17 protein-coding genes are annotated in these 20,281 nt (G+C 71.3%); 8 read left to right on the top strand and 9 right to left on the bottom strand.

The features are described from left to right. Positions 1-29 precede the first annotated feature (29 nt). A complete protein-coding gene (locus OO014_RS14250; RefSeq protein ID WP_272462989.1) occupies positions 30-359 on the bottom strand; it encodes a hypothetical protein in 330 nt (109 codons plus the stop codon). 228 nt (positions 360-587) lie between these two features. On the opposite strand from OO014_RS14250, the gene OO014_RS14245 reads away from it, so the two are divergent. Continuing rightward, positions 588-842, top strand: coding sequence for a hypothetical protein (locus OO014_RS14245; protein WP_272462988.1), 255 nt, complete (start codon positions 588-590; stop codon positions 840-842). Positions 843-983: 141 nt separating this feature from the next. Further along, the gene (locus OO014_RS14240) at positions 984-4,664 is read left to right on the top strand and encodes a DUF11 domain-containing protein (protein WP_272462987.1); all 3,681 of its coding nucleotides are present in this window, start codon (positions 984-986) and stop codon (positions 4,662-4,664) included. 1 nt (position 4,665) lies between these two features. On the opposite strand, the gene OO014_RS14235 is transcribed toward OO014_RS14240, so the two are convergent. The 6 genes from OO014_RS14235 to OO014_RS14210 form a co-directional block, all read right to left on the bottom strand. Beyond that, positions 4,666-5,133 carry a hypothetical protein gene (locus OO014_RS14235; RefSeq protein ID WP_272462986.1) on the bottom strand — a complete coding sequence of 156 codons (468 nt, stop codon included), beginning with the start codon at positions 5,131-5,133 and terminating at the stop codon, positions 4,666-4,668. 166 nt (positions 5,134-5,299) lie between these two features. Continuing rightward, a complete protein-coding gene (locus OO014_RS14230; protein WP_272462985.1) occupies positions 5,300-6,118 on the bottom strand; it encodes an NYN domain-containing protein in 819 nt (272 codons plus the stop codon). A 103-nt stretch (positions 6,119-6,221) separates the two neighbouring features. Then, entirely contained in the window at positions 6,222-6,767 is a 546-nt protein-coding gene (locus OO014_RS14225; RefSeq protein ID WP_272462984.1) for an NADPH-dependent FMN reductase, read from the bottom strand. 55 nt (positions 6,768-6,822) lie between these two features. Next, positions 6,823-7,263, bottom strand: a complete 441-nt coding sequence (locus OO014_RS14220) for a hypothetical protein (protein WP_272462990.1) — start codon at positions 7,261-7,263, stop codon at positions 6,823-6,825. Positions 7,264-7,390: 127 nt separating this feature from the next. After that, complete coding sequence (locus tag OO014_RS14215; RefSeq protein WP_272462983.1) at positions 7,391-8,710, bottom strand: hemolysin family protein; 1,320 nt, start codon at positions 8,708-8,710, stop codon at positions 7,391-7,393. 131 nt (positions 8,711-8,841) lie between these two features. Then, the gene (locus OO014_RS14210; protein ID WP_272462982.1) at positions 8,842-9,222 is read right to left on the bottom strand and encodes an META domain-containing protein; all 381 of its coding nucleotides are present in this window, start codon (positions 9,220-9,222) and stop codon (positions 8,842-8,844) included. A 151-nt stretch (positions 9,223-9,373) separates the two neighbouring features. Here OO014_RS14210 and OO014_RS14205 point away from each other — a divergent pair, with 151 nt between their 5' ends. Beyond that, positions 9,374-10,720 carry an HNH endonuclease signature motif containing protein gene (locus OO014_RS14205; protein ID WP_272462981.1) on the top strand — a complete coding sequence of 449 codons (1,347 nt, stop codon included), beginning with the start codon at positions 9,374-9,376 and terminating at the stop codon, positions 10,718-10,720. A 136-nt stretch (positions 10,721-10,856) separates the two neighbouring features. On the opposite strand, the gene acs is transcribed toward OO014_RS14205, so the two are convergent. Continuing rightward, positions 10,857-12,833, bottom strand: a complete 1,977-nt coding sequence (gene acs / locus OO014_RS14200; RefSeq protein WP_272462980.1) for an acetate--CoA ligase — start codon at positions 12,831-12,833, stop codon at positions 10,857-10,859. A gap of 331 nt (positions 12,834-13,164) precedes the next feature. On the opposite strand from acs, the gene OO014_RS14195 reads away from it, so the two are divergent. Continuing rightward, positions 13,165-14,883 carry an alkaline phosphatase D family protein gene (locus OO014_RS14195; RefSeq protein ID WP_272462979.1) on the top strand — a complete coding sequence of 573 codons (1,719 nt, stop codon included), beginning with the start codon at positions 13,165-13,167 and terminating at the stop codon, positions 14,881-14,883. 7 nt (positions 14,884-14,890) lie between these two features. On the opposite strand, the gene trpS is transcribed toward OO014_RS14195, so the two are convergent. After that, a complete protein-coding gene (gene trpS, locus OO014_RS14190; protein ID WP_272462978.1) occupies positions 14,891-16,009 on the bottom strand; it encodes a tryptophan--tRNA ligase in 1,119 nt (372 codons plus the stop codon). Between the two features lie 346 nt (positions 16,010-16,355). Here trpS and OO014_RS14185 point away from each other — a divergent pair, with 346 nt between their 5' ends. The 4 genes from OO014_RS14185 to OO014_RS14170 form a co-directional block, all read left to right on the top strand. Next, complete coding sequence (locus OO014_RS14185) at positions 16,356-17,252, top strand: Fic family protein (protein WP_272462977.1); 897 nt, start codon at positions 16,356-16,358, stop codon at positions 17,250-17,252. A 605-nt stretch (positions 17,253-17,857) separates the two neighbouring features. Next, positions 17,858-18,742, top strand: coding sequence for a P-loop NTPase (locus OO014_RS14180; RefSeq protein WP_272462976.1), 885 nt, complete (start codon positions 17,858-17,860; stop codon positions 18,740-18,742). After that, complete coding sequence (locus tag OO014_RS14175; RefSeq protein ID WP_272462975.1) at positions 18,739-19,926, top strand: TadA family conjugal transfer-associated ATPase; 1,188 nt, start codon at positions 18,739-18,741, stop codon at positions 19,924-19,926. The genes OO014_RS14180 and OO014_RS14175 overlap by 4 nt, the downstream gene beginning before the upstream one ends. Continuing rightward, the coding region (locus tag OO014_RS14170) for a hypothetical protein (protein WP_272462974.1) at positions 19,923-20,281 on the top strand (359 nt) is incomplete at its 3' end. The genes OO014_RS14175 and OO014_RS14170, both read left to right, overlap by 4 nt.

Here is a 20,281-nt window from a genome sequence, read left to right as displayed (position 1 = left end):
CCCCCACGGCCCTGTGTGGCGAGGGACATTCAGACTCCGGTCGCCCGGTCGGTGCCGGCCCCACCGTCCGCACCGCCGTCAGCCCCAGGATCCGCCCCACCGTCAGCAGCTCCGTCAGCAGCCCCGTCAGCAGCCCCGTCGGCGCCGCCGTCGTGCGAGCTCGGGTCGGCCCCGCCGTCAGCGGGACCTTCGCCGGACTCGGACATCGACTGGGTGCTGCCAGCGCTCATGCCTGCGTTGTCGACGCTGCCGGAGTCGACGCCGCCGAGGCCCTCCGACCCCATGCCGGTGTCCGCGCGGCTACCCATCCCCGTGGTCTCGTCGGGGCCACCTGTCGTCATGTCGTTCGTGTCACTCATGGGTGGAGCTCCTCTCGTCGAGGGAGGCACCTCGTCGTGCCCGTCCCACCGGAGGAGTACCCACCCGGAAGCCGCCGCCTCGACATCGCCAGGGAGAAAACTGAAACACCCGTCATGAATTGGGTACGTGCTCGTCTACAAGGCAGTGGTCGCCCCCGCTGACCCCCGAAGACGGGGGCGGCCACCCTGCCTCCTCCCCCCTCCACTCCACAACCGAGAGAGTGAGCCATGGACGTCCTGATGTTGACCACCCCGATCGTTGTCATGGTCGGACTCCTCGCGCTCATGCAACACATCGAGAGTCGCATGAACCAGAACGCCCCCGTCCGGATCGCCACCGACGAGCGCCGCCAGCCGATGACGCGCGCCGAGGCCGTGCGTCGTCACGGCCCGCAGTCGCCGCTCGTCGCAGCCGCCCCCTTCGCGCTGCTCGTCACCACCGCGGTCCTGCTCGCGGCCGCGGTCGTCCGGATGGCCGGCTGACCCAGCCACCCACCTCCGGTCACCCGACCGGGGGAGCGAGCCCAGCGGCATACGGCTCCAGTTTCTCCATTTCGCCACGGCACTTCCCCTCGCAGCGTCAGACTTGAAGGTCGCTGATTCCGAACGGGGAAGGAAACAGTCATGACCAACCGTGCCGTGCCACGCGTGCTGGCGGTCTCCATGGTTGCAGCGTTGCTGCCCATGACCGCCGCTCAGGCCCTCACCACAGCGCCCGAGAGGCAGGTGACGGTCGACGGCAGACATCGCGGGCCCTATGTGAGCGAGTCCTTCGAGGGCAAGCTCACCGTCAAACCGCTCGCGGACCTCAAGCAGGGGCCCGCCACACCGTCAGACACCGAGGAGGGACTGGGGCGCGGGCGCACCACGCCGAAGGCACCAGTCAAGGGCAAACCCGACCCGCTGCTGCAGACCTCCGCTCTCCCGACCGAGGGCCAGGCGACCGGCGAAGCGGCTGATGCTGGCGAAGCCGTCCAGGAGCTGACCGGACCACTCGTCTCCTTCATCGGCCAGGGCGGCGCCAACCCACCCGACCCGAACGGTGACGTCGGGCCCGACCACTACGTCCAGATGGTCAACTCGACCATCCAGGTGTGGGACAAGCAGGGCAACTCCCTCACCGGTCCCACCGCGATCAACCAGCTCTGGCAGAACGCCGTCGCGGCCGGGCAGGGCCAGGACCAGTGCCGCACCCAGAACGCCGGCGACCCGATCGTCCTCTACGACCAGCAGGTCGACCGTTTCATGATCAGCCAGTTCACCAACCCGAACTCGGCGACCGGACCCGGCGGCACGTTCCCGATGTGCATCGCCTACTCGCAGACGGGCGACCCGACGCAGAACTGGTTCGTCTACCAGTTCAACCTGCCGGCCTCGCACGACTACATGAAGTACGGCATCTGGCCGGACGGCCTCTACATGTCGACCTTCGAGGGTGGCTCGGTCGGCGCCTACGTCTTCGACCGCGCCCAGATGATCTCCGGGTCGCCGGCCACCTTCCAGGCCTTCACCGGCGTCGCCATGGGCGCAGGGGTGGACGGCCGGGGCACGCGCATCGTGCCCGCCGACTGGGACGGCGACAACCCGCCACCCGCCGGCGCGCCGAACCCGTTCGCCATGTCGTTCGACGGGGCGGTGGACGGAGGCAACGACCGCATCGAGATCAGTGAGTTCCACGTCGACTGGGTCACGCCCGCCAACAGCACCTTCGGCGTCGTCACGACGCTCAACACGGCCGCCTTCGACACCGACCTCAACTGCACGCCCACCTTCCGTGACTGCATCCCGCAGCCCGGCGTCACCAACCGGGTCGACTCGCTGTCCAACCGGCTGATGGCGCGCCTGCAGTACCGCAACTTCGGCGGTCACGAGTCGATGGTGATCAACCAGACCGTCGACGCCGACGGCAACGACCGCGCCGGCGTTCGCTGGTACGAGCTGCGCCGGGGCGGCGGAGCCTGGACGATCCACCAGCAGGGGACCTACGCCCCGGTCGACGGCGTGCACCGCTGGATGGGCGCCGCGGCGATGGACGGCCAGGGCAACATCGCCCTCGGCTACTCCGTCTCCGACGGCACCGCCACCTTCCCGGGCCTGCGCTACACCGCGCGGCACGCCGGTGACCCGCTCGGGGCCATGACGCAGGGCGAGCAGGTCCTCGCCGCGGGCACCACGACCGAGACCTCGAACCGGTGGGGCGACTACGCAGGACTGGTCGTCGACCCCGAGGACGAGTGCACGTTCTGGTTCACCGGGGAGCGGGACAACAGCGCGACGACGATCGGCTCCTTCCGGTTGCCCTCGTGCCTGCAGAGCGACCTGCGGATCACCAAGACCGACGCGCCCGACCCCGTCGTCGCCGGCCAGGACCTCACGTACACCCTCACCGTGACGAACGACGGTCCCGCGACGGCCCAGGCCGTCACCGTGACGGACACGTTGCCGGCCGGCGTGACGTTCGTGAGTGCCCCGGGCTGCACCGAGGCCGGTGGTGTCGTGACCTGCGACGTCGGTCCGCTGCTCTCCGGGCAGAGCGTCGTCATCGCGATCCAGGTGCACGTTCCCTCCGGGTTCCTCGGGGCAGCTGCATCCGGGACCATCGCCAACACCGCCACCGTGGCGGCCGCGAACCAGGGCGACCCGAATCCCGGCAACAACACCGCCACCGCGACGACAACCGTCCTCGCCCGGGCCGACCTCGCTGTCACCAAGGTGTGCAAGCCGGACAGCTCCGCCCAGGCAGGCCAGGAAGCGTTCTGCGACATCCACGTCGACAACCTCGGCCCGTCGGACGCCGTGGACGTCTCGCTCCAGGACGTCCTCACCTCGGCGACGCCATTCAGCGTCACCGGTGTCTCCGTCACGCCGTCGGGCACGTGTGCGCCGACCTCCGGTGGGCCGCTGACCGCCTTCACGACGACCTGCGACCTCGGCGCCGAGCCGGCCGGGGGTCGGTCGACGATCCGGGTCACCGTCACGGCCGCGGACGTTGCCGAGATCAACGACGTGGCCACGGTGTCGAGCCCGACGCCTGACCCGGACACCTCGAACAACCAGGCCACGGGGAAGGTCGTCTTCGCCGGCTCCGCGGACCTCGAGGTGACCAAGAACGCGCCCGCGACGGTCGTGGCCGGGACACCGCTGCAGTACGTCCTCACGGTGACCAACAACGGACCGTCGACAGCCCAGGGTGTCACCCTCACCGACCGGCTGCCCGCGGGCGTGACCTTTGTGTCCGTCTCGACCACCGTCGGGTCGTGCACCTACGGCCAGCCCGTCGAGCGCGAGCTGACCTGCAACCTGGGCAACCTCGCCTCGGGCGCCACGGCGACGGTGACGGTCAACGCCACGGTCTCGCCCGACGTGGCGCCGGGAACGGTGCTGGTCAACGAGGCCGTCGTGGCGAGCGCGACCGCAGATCCTGACAACAGCGACAACAGGATCAGCGTCTCGACGACCGTCAGCGCCTCGGCCGACCTGCGGGTCACCAAGTCCGACTCGCCCGACCCGGTCCTCGCCGGCACCCTGCTGACGTGGACCATCACGGCGACCAACGACGGCCCGTCCACGGCGACGTCGGTGCTCCTCACCGACACGCTGCCCGCCGGGGTCACCTACGTCGGTGGCGTCAACAACAACGGGCAGACCGTGTGCACGCTCGTCCAGGCCGCAACCGTCGAGTGCGCGGTCGGCACCCTCGACCCAGGTGAGAGCGCCGTGGTTCAGCTCACGGTGCGCGTCGCCGCGTCGCTCGACCCCGGCACGGTGCTGCACAACTCCGTGACCGTCAGCTCGGCGACGCCGGACCCCAACAGGGCCAACAACACGGCCACCCAGGACACGACCGTCGCGACCCAGGCCGATGTGTGGATCGACAAGCAGGCGCAGCTGCGCTCGGGCAACCCGGCGCCGGCCCTCATCTACACCCTCGTCGTCCACAACGACAGCGGGTGCGAGACCGATGCGCAGTCGACGCAGACACCGACCTGTGGACAGGGTGGCCCGTCAGACGCCCGTGACATCGTCGTCACGGACGCCCTGCCGCTCACGAGCAAGAAGCTCGTGGTGCAGTACCTGTCGCCCCAGTGCACCTACACCGAGGCGACCCACACGGTGCAGTGCACCTCGGCGAACGTCCCGGCCGGGGCCTCGGTGACCTTCGTCATCGAGTCGCAGGTCAAGGGCAGTGTGGGGACGTTCCTCAACACCGCGTCGGTGACGAGCTCGACGGCCGACCCGGTCGCCGGGAACAACACCAACTCGGCCTCCGTCGTCGTCCAGGGCGGCACCGGCAAGAAGAAGTGAGTCACTGGAAGGACGACTCGTAACGCAGCGTGACCGTCGGCGCCGGTGAGGTGCCGGCGGTCACCTGCGTCGGCCGCGGCGCGATCCGTGGCGCCTCGGCCGGACCCGCGGTGAGGGTCACCGCCCCGGCCGGGATGTCGAGGACCGCTCGGCCGGACCCGTCCGTCGTCGCCCGCGCCACCACGGCTCCGGAGGCATCGGTCGCCGTCACCTCGACACCGGCAACGACCTCCTCCGGGCATCCCGGGTCGGGGGTGACCGGCTCCGGACCACCGCACAGCGGCTGGTAGACCGCGACGACGACCACGCCACCTGCGGCGGGTCCGGGGGGCCCCGGGCTCGAGGGCGCCGACCCGGAAGACCCCGGAGCCGTCGGCGAGGGCGCCACGGGACCGGTGGTGCCACAGCCGCTCACGGCGCCCGCCAGAGCCAGTGCCGCGGCACCCCAGAGCGCAGCTCGACAGCGCATCTCCCGAGTATCGACCCGCCCCCGGGCCTTGGCAACGCGCCCGGGGCGGCGGTCAGTTGCGAGCGGACCCGCTGGACACTCCCGGCCACACGAGACCCAGCCACCCACCTCCGGTCACGCGACCGGGGGAGCGAGCCCAGCGGCATACGATCGGGAAAGCCGGGCCCTAGCCGGTCGGGGCTGCCTTCTTCGTGGCGTTCACGGTCCTCTTGGTGGCCCGCTTGGCCGGCGCCTTCTGCTTCGCGACCGTGCGGGAGTCGGCGATGAGGACCGAGCCGCCGCTCCGGTCGAGCGTGAACAGCCCGATCGCCTCCGCGAGATCGCTCAGCTTGGTGTAGCCGTAGTTGCGGGGGTCGAAGTTCGGCGCCTGCTTGACGATGAGGTTGCCGACCGCGCTGAGGCCGGCCCACCCGCTCTCGCCGGAGGCCCCGTCGATGGCCAGGCGGATGAGGTTGACCAGCCGGGTGTCCTGGCGCAGCTCGCCCTCGGGCCGGCGACGGCCGGCGGTGCCGCCGCCGCTGCCGTCGCCCTCGGGAGCCGGGCGGAAGATCTCCGTGTAGACGAACTGGTCGCAGGCCTGGACGAACGGATCCGGAGTCTTCTCCTCGCCGAAGCCGACGACCCGCTTGCCCGACTCACGCAGCCGCGAGGCGAGCCGGGTGAAGTCGCTGTCGCTCGAGACGATGCAGAAGCCGTCGAAGGTGCCGGTGTGGAGCAGGTCCATGGCGTCGATGATCATCGCGCTGTCGGTGGAGTTCTTGCGGGCCGTGTAGGCGAACTGCTGGATCGGCTGGATCGAGTGGGTGAGCAGGACGTGCTTCCACGAGCCGAGCTGCGGGGTGGTCCAGTCGCCGTAGATGCGCTTGACGCTCGCGACGCCGAACTTCGAGACCTCGGCGAGGAGCGGCTCGATGATCGAGGCGTCGGCGTTGTCGGCGTCGATGAGGACGGCGAGGTGGGCGTTGCCGTTCGGCAGGGTCGTCATGGGCCCATCCTGCCGGGCTGGGGGTCTGGATGCGCTGGGTTGACCTGGGTGCGTCGCCTCAAGGGGACGCACCCAGGTCAACGCGACGCAAGCGGCCCGGGGCTCAGGCCGAGACGGACTCCCGCTCGTCGAGCCGCGACGACAGCGCCTCGAGCAGGGCGGCGAGCTCGCGGCGGCGCTCGTCGGTCGCGGTGACCTCGCCCTCGGGCGACAGGTCCTGCATGAAGGTCAGCCCGGTCGTGCCGACGACGTCGGCCTTGACGTGGGTCAGCACCTTGGCGAGGTCGGCAGTGGCGTCGGTCGCGCCGGTCCAGCCGTAGCCGAGGACGGCGATCGGCTTGCTGTCCCACTCGGCGAAGAGGATGTCGATCGCGTTCTTGATCGGCGCGGGGAAGCTGCGGTTGTACTGCGGCGTCACGACGACGATGGCGTCCGACTCGAAGATCTCGCTCGCCCACTGCTGCGTGTGGGGGAGGGCGTAGTTGCCGCTCTTCGGGTGCTCCGCCTCGTCGAGGAAGGGCAGACCGCTCGGGTCGAGCACCTTGACCTCCCACTCCTCGGCGGGCGCCTGGGCAGCGACCCACTCGGCGACCTTGGGGCCGATGCGGCCGGGACGGGTGCTGGAGACGATGATGCGCAGTTGTTTCACGATTCAACTAACGGCGAGGGCGTGCGGGTCATTCCGGGCAGTTCTGTGGCTCAGGTCACATGCGGTCGTCGGCGGTGGTGCGCGGCTGCTGCTCGCGCTCCTTCATCTCCGCCTCGTAGCGGTGCCGCTCCGGGTCGCCCGTGTCGGCGCGCACCTGGTCGACGATGTCGCGGAACACGCTCCAGTAGCCGTCGTCGAACGCCTCGATCATCTGGAACGTCCACATGCCGGGGAGCACGTCCCGCCCCACGACGCACTCCTCGACGACGTCGGCGGCCTCGTCGTGGCCCGCCTCGCGCAGCAGGCGGACCGCTTCCTGCAGCGTCGCGTCGGCGCGCCCCGTCAGCCGGTGGAACCCGTAGAGCAGCCCGCGCGCGTGCTCGACCACCTCGAGCGCCTCCGACAGCTTGCCGAGCGCCTCGACGGTCGCGTCGTCGACCCCGTCCGGCCGTGGCTCCGGGCGGTAGCCCTCCTTCGCACTCCCGTAGCGCTCCACTGCCTCGTCAACGTTCACATCCCCCGCGTGCCCACCTTCGCCGGCGCGCAAACCCATGCTGCCGTATGCCGCTGGGCTCGCTCCCAGGGGTGCGTGACCTTGCGTGATCGCGCCCTCGGGTCGGGAGTCAGGCCCCGGGGTCTGCGTCCTGGTCCGGCTCGGAGGTCTCGTCGGGGATGAGCCGGACCTCGGTGATCGCGTGGTGGCCGACCTCCGTGACCTCGATGGTCCAGCCGTCGATGTCGACAGTGTCTCCGGGGGCGGTGGGGATGCGGCCGAGTCGCTGCAGGACGAGGCCGGCAACCGTCGTGTAGTCGCCGTGCCGGACCAGCCCGGCGTCGACGCCGACGTCCTCGAGGTCATGCACGGGGAAGGTCCCCGGCAGGGTGATGGACCCATCCGGGCCGCGCGCGATGTCGAGGGAGTCGTCGTCCGTCTCGTCGTAGATCTCGCCGACCACCTCCTCGAGGAGGTCCTCGAGCGTGACGATGCCGTCCACGGAGCCGTGCTCGTCGATGACGACGGCCAGCTGCTGGCGCTCGGACTTGAAGCGGCGAAGCGCGACGGAGACCTGGGCGGTGTCGGGGAGGACCAGCGCCGGCGTCGCCACCTCGCCGACGAGGCGATGCCCCTCGTCGAGGAGGAGCGCCCAGTGCGCGACGCCGATGACGTCGTCGCGGTTGCTGCCCCGGATGACGGGGGCGCGGGAGTGGCCCTGCTCGGCGAGCAGCGTCCTCGCCTCGGCCACCGGCATCGAGTGGCGCAGGAAGAGCGTCTGGCTCCGCGGCACGAGGACCTCGCGGAGGGTGCGCTCCTGGATGTCGAAGGCGCCGGCGATGATCTCGCGTTGCTCGGGGCCGAGGCCCTGGTGGGTCGAGACGATCTCGCGCAGCTCGTCCGGCGTCAGCTCCTCGCTGGCAGCCTCGGCCCGACCGCCGAGGACGCGCACGACGGTGTTGGTTGCGAGGCCGAGGGTCCAGACCGCGGGTCGGGACAGGGTCGAGAGGAGGTCCAGCGGTCGAGCGACCACTCTGGCCCAGGGGAGGGCCATCTGCATCGCCAGCCGCTTCGGCGCCAGCTCGCCGAGGACGAGGGTGAAGAAGGTCAGGATGAGCGTCACGCCGGCGACGGCAACGGCTTCGGCTGCTCCACCGAGGAAGGCGAGGTGCGGGACGAGCGGCTCGGCCAGCGCGACAGCGGCCGTGGCCGAGGCGAGGAAGCCGGCCAGCGTGATGCCGATCTGGATCGTGGCGAGGAAGCGGTTGGGGTCCCGGGCGAGGCGGACCAGGCGCCGGGCCCCGGGCGTCGCCTCCTTCTCGAGCTGCTTGAGCTGTCCTTCACGCAGGGAGATCAGGGCCATCTCGCTGCCGGCGAACGCGGCATTGAGGAGGACGAGGACGGCGACGAGGGCGATGTTGAACCAATAACCGGACACCGGGTGCGGCACCAAGCCTTTCGTTGGCGGTGGTCCATCGTAGGCAGCAGGCGCGGGCATGTGGGCGTCGCAGCGACGCGCTCGCGGCCGTGCCGGGCTGATGTCGCACTGGTCCTGACGAGCCGCCGACGCCGGCGGGTCCGTCAGGCCTGACGTGGGTCCGCGGGCCGGGGTGGCTGGAGGGTGCAGACGAGGCCGAGGTCAGGCGGGCCGAGCTCGAGGCGGTCGTCGCTCACGTGGAAGGCGTTCCAGCCCTCGAGGGCCTCGAGGAAGCGGCGCTCCTGGTCCATCGCCTCGGGGCCCGCGGCGCGTCGGGTCATGCCGGCGCCGGAGATGCGGATCGTCTCGTTGTGGGCCTCGTAGCTGCCGCTGATCCGGTTGACGCCGGTCGAGCCGATGACCGTGCCCTCTTCGGTGAGGAGGATGTGCGGCTTGGGTTCGATGGTGGGCACGCCCCCGATCGACTCGACAACCCACGCGGGGCGCCCGGCTCCGTCCGGCGGGCCGGGTGGTGACGCGCTCATGAGCCCAGTCAATCACGGGGGCCTTCGAGTGAATCCCAACGGCGGCCGTCGGTGGATCATCGAACATGTGTTCGATCATGGTGGTAGGGTGGTCGAAACCGGGAGGAAGGGGTCGCGGCGTTTGGAGGCGCGACCCGCGAGGGTGTCAGGGGTGACAGGGGTGACGATGGTGCGGGCCGAGGAGCTGATCGAGGCGCAGGGGCTCGTCGCGGCGCTCGAGCTGGCCACGCAGGTCGTGGCCCGGCTGGCCTCGGACTTCCCGACGTGGTCGCTCCCCGAGTCGGAGGTGAGTGCTGGGGTGGCCGGGGCGCAGCAGCTCGCGGCGTTGAGCCAGACGTTGACGGCGGTGCTGGCCACGGAGGCCCATTCCCGTTCGCTCGGCTCGGGTGACGGGCTGTCGCGGATCGACTGGCTCAAGGCGCAGGCGCCCGCGCTGGACGGTGGCGGGGGTGGCGTGTCGGCGCCGGCGCTCGCGCTGGTCGGGGCGGCGATGACCGAGCCGCGCTGGGCGGCGCTGTCCGAGAAGGTGATCTCCGGGCGGGTGTCGGTGGCGCAGGCCGCGGTGGTGCTGCGCCTGCACCAGGACGTGGCCCGGATCGCCGACCGGGAGCACCTGGACGGGATCATCACCGCGATCGTGGAGAACATCGAGCACCTGAGCGTCAAGCAGCTGGGCCGGGTCGCCGCGCAGGCGCGGGCCGCCCTCAAGCCGCCGGCCGAGCTGGACCGGGAGGATGAGGGCCGCCGGCTCGGGCGGGCGTTGAGCAAGGTCGGCACGGTCGCCGGGTTCACCGAGTACCTGTTGCGCCTGGACCCGGAGGGCGCCGCCATCCTCGACGCGGCGATCGACCCGCTGGCCCGGCCCCGCCCCGAGCTGGCCTGGACCGGTGAGACGAGCGCCGACCCGCGCACCGCCGCGACCAGAAGGGCCGACGCGCTGCTCGAGCTGGTCGGCCGCGCGGTCGCCGCCCCGCACGGGGTGACCCGCACCCCGCGCACCCGGCTCGTGGTCACCATGACCCTCGACGCGCTGCTCGAGCAGGTCCGCGGCGCCGGGCTGGCCGACAACGACGCCGTCCTCTCGCCCGGCACGGTGCGCCGGCTGGCCTGCGAGGCCCAGATCATCCCGGCCGTCCTGGGCGGGCCCTCGCAGGTCCTCGACCAAGGCTTCACCGAACGGTACTTCACGGCGGCACAACGCCTCGCGCTGGCCCGCAGGGACCAGGGCTGTTCGTTCCCCGGCTGCACCATCCCGCCGCAGTGGTGCGATGCCCACCACGTGCAGCACTGGTCCAGAGGCGGACCCACCGATCTGGCCAACGGCGCCCTGCTCTGCGGGCGCCACCACACCATCGTGCACCAACGCGACCTGACCGCAGACGTGCGCCCCGACGGCGTCACCTGGCTCACCGCCGGCCACCCCATCACCATCGGACCCCGCGCACCGCGCCTGCCCTGGACCGGCCCACCACCCGAAGGAATCCGCCTCGGGGCCTGACGGGACGTTGGTGACCGTGGGGCTGGGCCGGGACGTTCCTTGCCAGCGGTTTGCGGCCAAGGGACTGGGTGGACGGCACGAAGGGCGCCAGAGGCCGTGGCCTCCAGCGCCCCTCGCGTCGCGGGAGCGAGGCGAGCTAGTCGCTGGTGCCCTTGCTCAGGCCGGTCTTGATGAGCTCCATGACCGAGCTGTCCGCGAGCGTCGTCACGTCACCCACTTGGCGGTTCTCGGCGACGTCGCGCAGCAGGCGGCGCATGATCTTGCCGGAGCGGGTCTTCGGCAGCTCGGGGACGATCATGATCGAGCGGGGCTTCGCGATCGGGCCGATCTCCTTGGCGACGTGGCCACGCAGCTCGGCGACGATGTCGGCACCCTCGCCTGCCTCGTCCGCCTCGGCGACGGCCTCGGAGCGGAGGATGACGAACGCCACGACCGCCTGGCCCGTCGTCTCGTCCGTCGCCCCGACAACCGCTGCCTCGGCGACCTTCGGGTGCGACACGAGGGCCGACTCGATCTCGGTCGTCGACAGCCGGTGGCCGGAGACGTTCATGACATCGTCGACGCGGCCGAGGAGCCAGATGTCGCCGTCGTTGTCCTTCTTGGCGCCGTCGCCGGCGAAGTAGAGACCCTCGAACCGGCTCCAGTACGTCTCCTTGTAGCGCTCCGGGTCACCCCAGATGCCGCGGAGCATCGCGGGCCACGGCTTGGTGAGGACGAGGTAGCCGCCGTGACCGTTGGGCACCGGCTGGGCGTTGTCGTCGACGACCTCGGCCCCGATGCCGGGAATGGCGCGCTGGGCCGAGCCGGGCTTGGTCTCGGTGACGCCGGGGAGCGGGCTGATCATGATCGCCCCGGTCTCCGTCTGCCACCACGTGTCGACGATCGGGCAGCGGTCTCCGCCGATGACCCGGCGGTACCACATCCACGCCTCCGGGTTGATCGGCTCACCCACGGAGCCGAGCAGCCGCAGCGAGCTCATGTCGAACTTGCCGGGGATGTCCTCGCCCCACTTCATGAAGGTCCGGATCGCGGTCGGCGCGGTGTAGAGAATCGTCACCTTCTTCTGCTCGACGATCTCCCAGAAGCGGCCCTGGTGCGGGGTGTCCGGGGTGCCTTCGTACATGACCTGGGTCGCGCCGAGCGTCAGGGGCCCGTAGACGATGTAGGAGTGGCCGGTGACCCAGCCGATGTCGGCCGTGCACCAGTAGACGTCGCTCTCGGGGTGCACGTCGTGGACGACGGCGTTGGTGTAGGCGCTCTGGGTGAGGTAGCCACCGGTCGTGTGGAAGATGCCCTTGGGCTTCCCGGTGGTGCCGGACGTGTAGAGGATGAAGAGCGGGTGCTCCGCCTCGTGGGCCGGCGCCTCGTGCGTCGCGTCGGCCGCCTCAAGCGCCTCGTGCCACCAGACGTCGCGGCCCTCGGTCCACGGGGTGTCCTGGCCGGTGCGCTTGACGACGAGGACCTTCTCGACCGACGTGTCACCGTGGTCGAGGGCGGCGTCGACGGCCGGCTTGAGGGGGGATGCGCTGCCCCGGCGGTAGCCGCCGTCGGAGGTGATGACAACCTTCGCGCCGGCATCGTCGATGCGCGAATGCAGCGCCTCGGCGGAGAAGCCACCGAAGACGACCGAGTGCGGTGCGCCGATTCGGGCGCACGCCAGCATGGCGATGGCCGCCTCGGGGATCATCGGCAGGTAGATGGCAACCGTGTCACCCTTGCGGACCCCGAGGTCCTGCAGGGCGTTCGCCGCGCGCTGGACCGCGGCGTGCAGGTCGGAGTAGGTGATGTCGCGGGTGTCGCCCTCCGGCTCACCGACCCAGTGGATGGCCACGCGGTCGCCGTTGCCGGCCTCGACGTGCCGGTCGACGGCGTTGTAGCAGGCATTGAGCTCGCCGTCGGCGAACCACTTGGCAAACGGGGCGTCCCAGTCGAGGGTGTGCGTGAAGTCCTTGCTCCACGACACGTACTTGCGGGCCTGCTCGGCCCAGAAGCCCTCGTGGTCGGCCTCCGCCTTGGCGTAGAGGTCTTCCGTGCCGTTGGCCCGGGAAGCGAACTCCGGAGGGGGCGGGAAGGTCCGAGTCTCCTGGAGGAGGTTCTCGAGCGTTTCGCTCATCGGCTCACCTTTCGCATCGACATTGGTGCGGAGTCATGGGTGCGGAGTCGCGGACTCACATTTCCCCCAACTCAAACGCACGGTTCGCAAAGCATCAAGAGCAGCGCCCGCTCAACTCATCCCCTACTCGCCAGTAGCCCGCCGAGCGGTCGAGCCCCGCCGATGAGCGGTCGGTCACCTGGGCGCTCCAGCCAGCTCAGCGGCATACGGGCTGATGATCTCCAGTCGTATGCCGCTGGGTTCGCTCGTCAGCCCGCGGCCACTCACGCTTCACCTGGTTTTCGCGCCCGCGTCGGCCGACCCGAGCGACCGGCTCGCGAGGGTGGATGGCATGGATGCCACGCATTCCCAGCCCTCCCGACGAACTCTGCTGCGGACCGGAGCCCTGACCGGCGGTGTGCTTGCCCTGGGCGCCGGCGCGGTCATCGACAGCCGACCGAGCGCCGCTTCCGTCCTGCCCGCCAGCGACCCCTTCACCCTCGGTGTCGCGAGCGGCGATCCCGCGCCCGACGGCTTCGTCCTCTGGACCCGACTCGCCGTCGACCCAGTTGCCGCCGACGGACTCGGCGGGATGCCGGACTCGACGTTCGAGGTCAACTGGCAGGTGGCGACCGACGAGAGGTTCGCCAACACCGTCAAGGGCGGTGTCGTTCTCGCGGACCGGTCCTGGGCGCACTCCGTCCATGTCGAGGTGCGCGGCCTGGAGCCGGGGCGCGAGTACTGGTATCGGTTCCGCCTCGGCCGGCACCTGTCCCGCGCCGGTCGAGCCCTCACGGCGCCCGCGCTCTCGGCGACGCCGTCCGCGCTGACCATGGCCTTCGTCTCCTGCTCGAACTTCCCGGCCGGCTACTTCACCGCCTACCGGCGGCTCGCGGAGGAACGTCCCGACCTGGTGTTGCACCTCGGCGACTACCAGTACGAGGGGGCCGGCACCGGCGTGGGTCGGGCTCACATCGGACCGGAGACCAAGACCCTGGCCGGCTACCGGCAGCGACACGGGCAGTACAAGACGGACCCCGACCTGCAGGAGGCTCATGCCGCAGCGCCCTGGCTCGTCGTCTGGGACGACCATGAGGTCGACAACAACTACGCCGACGAGGTCGCCGCGCGGGCCGTCGAGCAGTCTGGTTTCGTCGAGCGCCGAGCCGCCGCCTATCGGGCGTACTACGAGAACATGCCGCTGCGACGCTCCTCGGTGCCGCGGGGGCCGGACCTGGACCTCTACCGGCGGGTGGCGTGGGGCCAGCTGGCGAACTTCCACATGCTCGACACCCGGCAGTACCGGTCCGACCAGGCCTGCGGCGACGGCTACAAGGACTGCCCGGATGCCGCCGACCCGTCCCGCTCGTTGCCCGGGATGGAGCAGGAGGCTTGGCTGATCGATGGCTTCCGGTCCTCCACGGCCCGGTGGGACCTGCTGGGGCAGCAGGTCTTCTTCGGCCAGCGCGACCGCGACGCGACCGCCGCGACGACGGTGTCGATGGATGCGTGGGACGGCTACCCGGCGTCCCGCCAGCGGGTCACTCAGGGCTGGGTGGATGCCGGAGTGCGCAACCCGGTGGTGCTCACCGGCGATGTCCACGCCCACTGGGCCTCGGACCTCTTCCTCGACTACCGGGAGCCCGGCGCGGTGGTCGGCTCCGAACTGGTCACGTCGTCGATCTCCTCCGGCGGCGACGGCTATGACAAGGCCGACGGTCAGCACCCCTGGACCGAGTGGAACCCGAACCTCCGCTTCTGGACCAGCCTGCGCGGCTATGTGTCGACGACAATCACCGCGACCGAGCTCACCGCCCGCTTCCAGTGCCTGCCCTACGTGAAGACTCCCGGAGCCGAGGTCTTCACGCGAGCGGAGTTCGTCATCGAGGACCGGGTCCGGGGCCTGCAGCAGACCGTTGACAACCCGTCGACGCCCATCGCGGCGGGAGCGACGGCGACCTCCGCGCGGACCTCGGCCGCGAAGTCCGGTGCGCGGGCCGCCGCCGCGCCGAGCGACGAGCAGATCATCGCCGACACGATCCGCGAGGAGACGCACGGCAACGGCGGCTGACCGGCCGTCAGTAGGCCATTCCCATCACCGCCCGGACGGTGGCCAGCGTCTGCTCGGCCACCTCGTTGGCGCGGGCGTTGCCCCGACGCAGGACCTCGTGGACGTGGCCCGGGTGCCGCTGGAGCTCGCTTCGGCGGGCCCGGTGCTCCCGCAGCCCCTCGTTGACAGCCTCGATGACGACCTCCTTGAGTTCTCGCGCCCCGCCGTCGCCGACGCGCTCCGCGACGCTCTGGGGTGACTCGTCCAGGAAGAGGCCGGCCAGGGTGAGCAGGTTGGCCACCTCTGGCCGCGTCGCGGGGTCGAAGGTGATCCGGCGGTCCGAGTCGGTCCGGGCCGTACGGATCCGGTCCGCCGTCTCGTCCGCGGAGTCCCTCAGGTTGATGACGTTGCCCCGGCTCTTGCTCATCTTGGCGCCGTCCATCCCGAGGAGGAGCGGGACGTCGCTGAGCAGCGCCTCAGGCTCGGCAAACACACTGTGCCCAGCGGCATACCTCTGGTTGAAACGGCGGGCGATCGCCCGGGTCTGCTCGAGGTGCGGCAGCTGGTCGCGTCCGACCGGCACGACCCGGGCATGGCAGAAGAGGATGTCGGCCGCCTGATGCACGGGATAGGTGAGGAGCAGTCCAGACAGCGGGCGGCCGCCGGAGAGCGCGAGCTCTTCCTTGACGGTCGGGTTGCGCCGCAGCTCGCTGTCCGTCGTCAGGGAGAGGAAGGGCAACATCAGCTGGTTCAACGCCGGAACCGCCGAGTGGGCAAAGATCGTCGACCGCTCCGGGTCGAGGCCCGCTGCGAGATAGTCGATGACGATCTCGCGGATGTTGTCCCCGATCTCTCCGACGGCGTCCCGGTCGGTGATCACCTGGTAGTCGGCGATGAGGACGAAGGTGTCGACCCCCTTGTCCTGCAGCCGGACCCGGTTGCGCAAGCTGGCGAGGTAGTGCCCGACGTGAAGGGGCCCGGTCGGTCGGTCACCGCTGAGCACCCGGAAGCGCGCAGGGTCGCCCGCTGCCTGCTCCTCGATGAGCTGGTCGAGCACGGCGCTGCGCTCGCGGGCTGCTGTGTAGGTGGCATGCTCGTCGGCGTGGACCGCGTCGGACGGTGCCGATGGGGTCAGGGTCGTCGTCATGGTTGGCTCCTTCGGGTCGAAGCCCACGGGAGACACGACTTGCCGGAGACAAGCGAAGAGCCGCCCGCGGGCGGCTCTGGAATCGTGGTTCGTCAGAATGGCCGCCTCAGCTGGGCAGCCACCACGCGCGGTTGGTCGACGCGAACGAACTCATGCAATGAGGGTAGCGGACGGGACCGTTCCCCGACCCGACAGCACGAACCGGTCGAGTCAGGGGGTCCCGTCATCGTCCAGTGTGGCCCCAGATGCAGGATCCGGCACGGCGATTTCCGAAGGCGACGCATCTCACGAGCCGGGTGGGCCGCTGGCGGTCCGCCCACCCGCTGCTCCCTCTTAGGCTGGGCCGGTGCCTGAGCCCCAGCCCGCCCACGTCGACCCGCACGACGCTCTCGTCGATCAGCTCGCCGCCCTCGCCGGCCTGCCGGGCGTCCAGGAAAAGGCCGACGCAGTGCGTGAGGCGTGCACGCGGCTGCGCTTCCACGAGGCGCTGCGCCGTCGGATCCCCGAGGCTTCGGCCGAGTCCCGGGTCCGCGGGGCCCGAGCATCCGCAGCCCTGGAGGGGGCCGACTACCCGGTCGACCTCGTTCGTGAGCTCACCACTGGTGCGCGGCCCTGGCCCGATGAGCTCAGCCCCGACCTCGCCACCCTCAAGGGGGCCATCGCCGCCACGGCCGAGAGCGAACGGGTCGCCGGCATCGTCCGGACCGCCCCACTCCAGGCGCTCGCCCGTCTGCACGTCGCGGCAGCGGCGCCACTGACGCCGAGCGACCGGGCGGACACCCTCGGCAGGCCACGGACCGAGGGAGAGGACTGCGCCGAGTTCGTCGACGTCGGCCCCGCGCCGAGTGCGGCCGAGGTGTCACGCCGCCTGGCTCAGCTCGCCGACCTCATCGTCGCCGCGTCGTCGGCCACGAACCGCGTTCCCGCGGTGGTCATCTCGTCGATCGTCCACGGCGAGGTCATCGCGATCCGGCCGTTCGTCCACGGGAACGGTCTCGTCGCTCGCGCCCTGGAGCGGGCCCTCATTCAGGCCCTCGGTCTCGACCCGACCGGAGTCGCGGTCCCCGAAGCCGGCCACGTCGCGAGCGGTGCGGTGACCTACACAGGGAGCTCAGCGGCATACGGCAAGGGCACTGCGGCAGGGGTGGGGCTGTGGCTCGGGCAGGTGGCCGACGGGCTCCTCAAGGGCGTCGCCGAGGGCGAGCGGATCTGCGACGCGGTCCGCGCCGGAAGGCTCAGCTGAGCGCTTCGGACGACTGTCCACTGTGATGGACAGAACCTCGTTTGGGGCCGTGTCAAGACTGTTGTTCGGACAGGGGACTGGGGTACAAAGGACTCAGGAACCACGCATCGCCGAGAGGCGTAGGACGGCTCCGCAAGGCAACACAGAACGAGAGCGAGAGGTACCCACGCGACGCAGTTCCCTTTGGAACAGTCCACCCTCGGGTCCACACCGAGGCGACAAACCGGAATGCACGCTTGGTAGCCCAACTCGTTCTCACGAGGCCCCCGACCTGGTCTGGGGGCCTCGTCCTTTTGCGCCCGAGTGCCGTTGGTCCTGATTGAGCGACGATCGCTGATCTGATTGGCGCCACCAGCGGCGTGTGGTTTGCATCGGGCCGGCGAAACACCCACGATGGTGCCGCGCTCCCCTTAGGGGTTGAGCGCGGCGGGTCTGGCCACTCCCCCCGGTTGCCAGGCTCGTGAGGTGGCCCCCGTCTTCCCCCGGACGGGGGCCACCGCTCTTTTCCCTACCGATTCGTCCACATCCCCTCGCGGGTCGGCCGGCTGTCCACAGGACGCCGTATGCCGCTGGGCTCGGCCCCGCTCGTCCGTGACGGTTGGGGCATGGGACACGTCATCGGCGTCATCCCGGCCTCGGGAGGGGTCGGCGCCAGCACGATCGCTGCGGTGCTGGCCGTGCGGGCCGCGGAGACCGGGCAACCGGTCGTTGCCGTGGACCTCGACCGTTTCGGCGGGCGTCTCGACGTCGTCCTCGGCGTCGAGCAGGAGCCCGGCTGGCGGTGGGACCGGCTGCGCCGCGTCGCCGGGGTCGTGGACGGCGCCGGCTTGGCGCGGGAGCTGCCTCGGGCCGGTGCCGTGGCCGTCCTGGCCGGTGCGAGTCGGGTGGTCGGAGCGGAGCGCGCGGACCCGGGCAAGGGCCCGGCGATGGACTGGCGCAGGGTCCTGCCGGATGTCGTCGCCGGACTCGCCGCAGCCCACCGCATCACGGTGCTCGACCTTCCGCGGGACGTCATCGTGGTCGACGCGGTGGCGCCCCTCCTCGACGCGTGGGTGACGGTCGTCGGCACCACGGTCCCGCAGCTCGCCTCGGCAGCGACTTCCGTGCCGTTGCTGCGTCGTCTCGTCGATGCGGCGTGCGCGCGGAGCGGTGACGTGCTCCGTCGACCGTGCGAGCCCTGGCTCGTGCTGCGCGGCGCACGGATCGAGGACGAGGTTGCCGACGCGGTGTGTGACCACCTCGACGCTCCGGTGCTCGGCCGTCTCCGCGACGACCTGCGGCTCGTCTCCGATGTGACGGGCGGCGTCGCCCCCGGCTCGCGGGGGCGTGGTCCGGCCGTAGAGGTGGCGGACGAGCTGCTGCTGCGACTCGTGTCCCGGCCGCCGCTCGACCTGGCTGCGAGTGCGGACCCGGCGACCGGGGGACGGGCCGCGTCCGAGGGACCCGCGACGGGAGCCGGGTCGGCTGATGGCTGGCGGTGGTCTGCATGACACTCACTCCCGCCATGTGGGAGCGGGTCCGGGCCGGGCAGGCGCCTGACGCCGGCCTAGTCACCGACGTCGCGCAGGAGGAGACGGGCGCACTCGGAGCGGAGCGCGTGGCGGCCTCGCGCCAGGCGCTCGCAGCCCGCGTCCTCGGTGCCGGACCGCTCGAGCCCTGGCTCGACGACCCGGCTGTCACCGACCTCGCCGTCAACGGGGACGGGCGGGTCTGGGTCGACCGGGGCGCAGGCATGGCGAGGACGGGCGACGTCGTGGCGCCCGAAGATGCCCGCGCTCTGGCCGTTCGACTCGCCGCTGCGGCCGGCCGCCGGCTCGACGAGGCCAGCCCATGGGTCGACGGCCAGCTCCCGTCCGGAGCCCGCCTGCACGCCATGCTCCCGCCCCTCGTCGCCGACGGCCCGCACATCACCATCCGTGTCCCGGCCCGGGACCACCTCTCCTTCGACAGGCTGGCGGCCAAGGGCGTCTTCCCGGAGGCGTGGGCGATGGTGCTGCGAGAGGTCGTGGCCCGACGCCTGGCGTTCGTCGTGTCCGGAGGCACCGGCGCCGGCAAGACGACCGTCCTGGCCGCGCTCCTCGGGCTCGTCGACCCGGCCGACCGGGTGCTCGTCGTCGAGGATGTGCGCGAGCTGCACGTCGACCACCCGCACGTCGTCCGGCTGGAGGCACGCCCACCCAACGTCGAGGGGGCCGGCGAGGTGACCCTGACGACCCTCGTCCGGCAGTGCTTGCGCATGCGACCCGACCGGATCGTCGTCGGCGAGGTCCGCGGCGCCGAGGTCCGCGAGCTGCTCGCGGCGCTCAACACCGGCCATGAGGGCGGGTGCGGCACCGTGCACGCCAACGCGCCGGAGGACGTCATTGCGCGGTTCGAGGCGTTGGGAGCGCTGGCGGGCCTGGGCCCCGCCGCGGTCCGCGCGCAGCTGGCTGCTGCGGTCGATGTCGTGATCCACGTCGTACGGCGCGGGCCGGTGCGACGGGTCGAGACGATCTCGGCGCTGTTCCGGCGGGACGGCGAGCCTGCCGTCGAGACGGCCGTGGCCTGGGACGAGGCGGCTGGCTGCACCCGCGTGGGCCCGGCGTGGCCGGCCCTCGCGCATCGCCTCGGTCTCGACCCCGGGCTGGTGACGGATGGTCCCGGCGTGGCGGGCCGGCGAGGGGATGCCCCGTGACCACCGCAGCGCTGGCGGGGCTGGCGCTCGCCCTGGCCGTCCTGATGTGGCCGGCGGGGGAGCGTGTGGCGCAGGCGCAGCAGGTCCTCGCGGAGCCTGGGTTCGACGGGGCGGAGCCTGGGTTCGACGGGGCAGAGCCTGGGTTCGACGGGGCAGAGCCTGGGTTCGACGGGGCAGAGCCTGGGTTCGACGGGGCAGAGCCTGGGTTCGAGGGCACTGAGGCGGGGTCGGTAGGGCGCGGCCGTGCGCCCGGTGGCGCAGACAGCGCGCGCGGCGCGCCGCGGTCCCTGCGGGAGCTGTGGAGTGCCGACCCCGTCGAGGTCATGCGGGAGTGGCGGCGACGTCGCCGCGCCCC

The organism is Intrasporangium calvum, assembly GCF_028446585.1.
GTDB classification, from domain to species: domain Bacteria; phylum Actinomycetota; class Actinomycetes; order Actinomycetales; family Dermatophilaceae; genus Intrasporangium; species Intrasporangium calvum_A.
The sequence above is the reverse complement of the archived record's forward strand: the minus strand, read 5'-3'. Positions and strand labels throughout refer to the sequence as shown.

Excerpts from the sequence above, each read along its gene's own strand:
- OO014_RS14250 (WP_272462989.1), bottom strand. The coding sequence starts at position 359 with ATGAGTGACACGAACGACATGACGACAGGTGGCCCCGACGAGACCACG.
- OO014_RS14245 (WP_272462988.1), top strand. The coding sequence starts at position 588 with ATGGACGTCCTGATGTTGACCACCCCGATCGTTGTCATGGTCGGACTC.
- OO014_RS14240 (WP_272462987.1), top strand. The coding sequence starts at position 984 with ATGACCAACCGTGCCGTGCCACGCGTGCTGGCGGTCTCCATGGTTGCA.
- OO014_RS14235 (WP_272462986.1), bottom strand. The coding sequence starts at position 5,133 with ATGCGCTGTCGAGCTGCGCTCTGGGGTGCCGCGGCACTGGCTCTGGCG.
- OO014_RS14230 (WP_272462985.1), bottom strand. The coding sequence starts at position 6,118 with ATGACGACCCTGCCGAACGGCAACGCCCACCTCGCCGTCCTCATCGAC.
- OO014_RS14210 (WP_272462982.1), bottom strand. The coding sequence starts at position 9,222 with ATGAGCGCGTCACCACCCGGCCCGCCGGACGGAGCCGGGCGCCCCGCG.
- acs (WP_272462980.1), bottom strand. The coding sequence starts at position 12,833 with ATGAGCGAAACGCTCGAGAACCTCCTCCAGGAGACTCGGACCTTCCCG.
- OO014_RS14195 (WP_272462979.1), top strand. The coding sequence starts at position 13,165 with ATGGATGCCACGCATTCCCAGCCCTCCCGACGAACTCTGCTGCGGACC.
- trpS (WP_272462978.1), bottom strand. The coding sequence starts at position 16,009 with ATGACGACGACCCTGACCCCATCGGCACCGTCCGACGCGGTCCACGCC.
- OO014_RS14180 (WP_272462976.1), top strand. The coding sequence starts at position 17,858 with ATGGGACACGTCATCGGCGTCATCCCGGCCTCGGGAGGGGTCGGCGCC.
- OO014_RS14175 (WP_272462975.1), top strand. The coding sequence starts at position 18,739 with ATGACACTCACTCCCGCCATGTGGGAGCGGGTCCGGGCCGGGCAGGCG.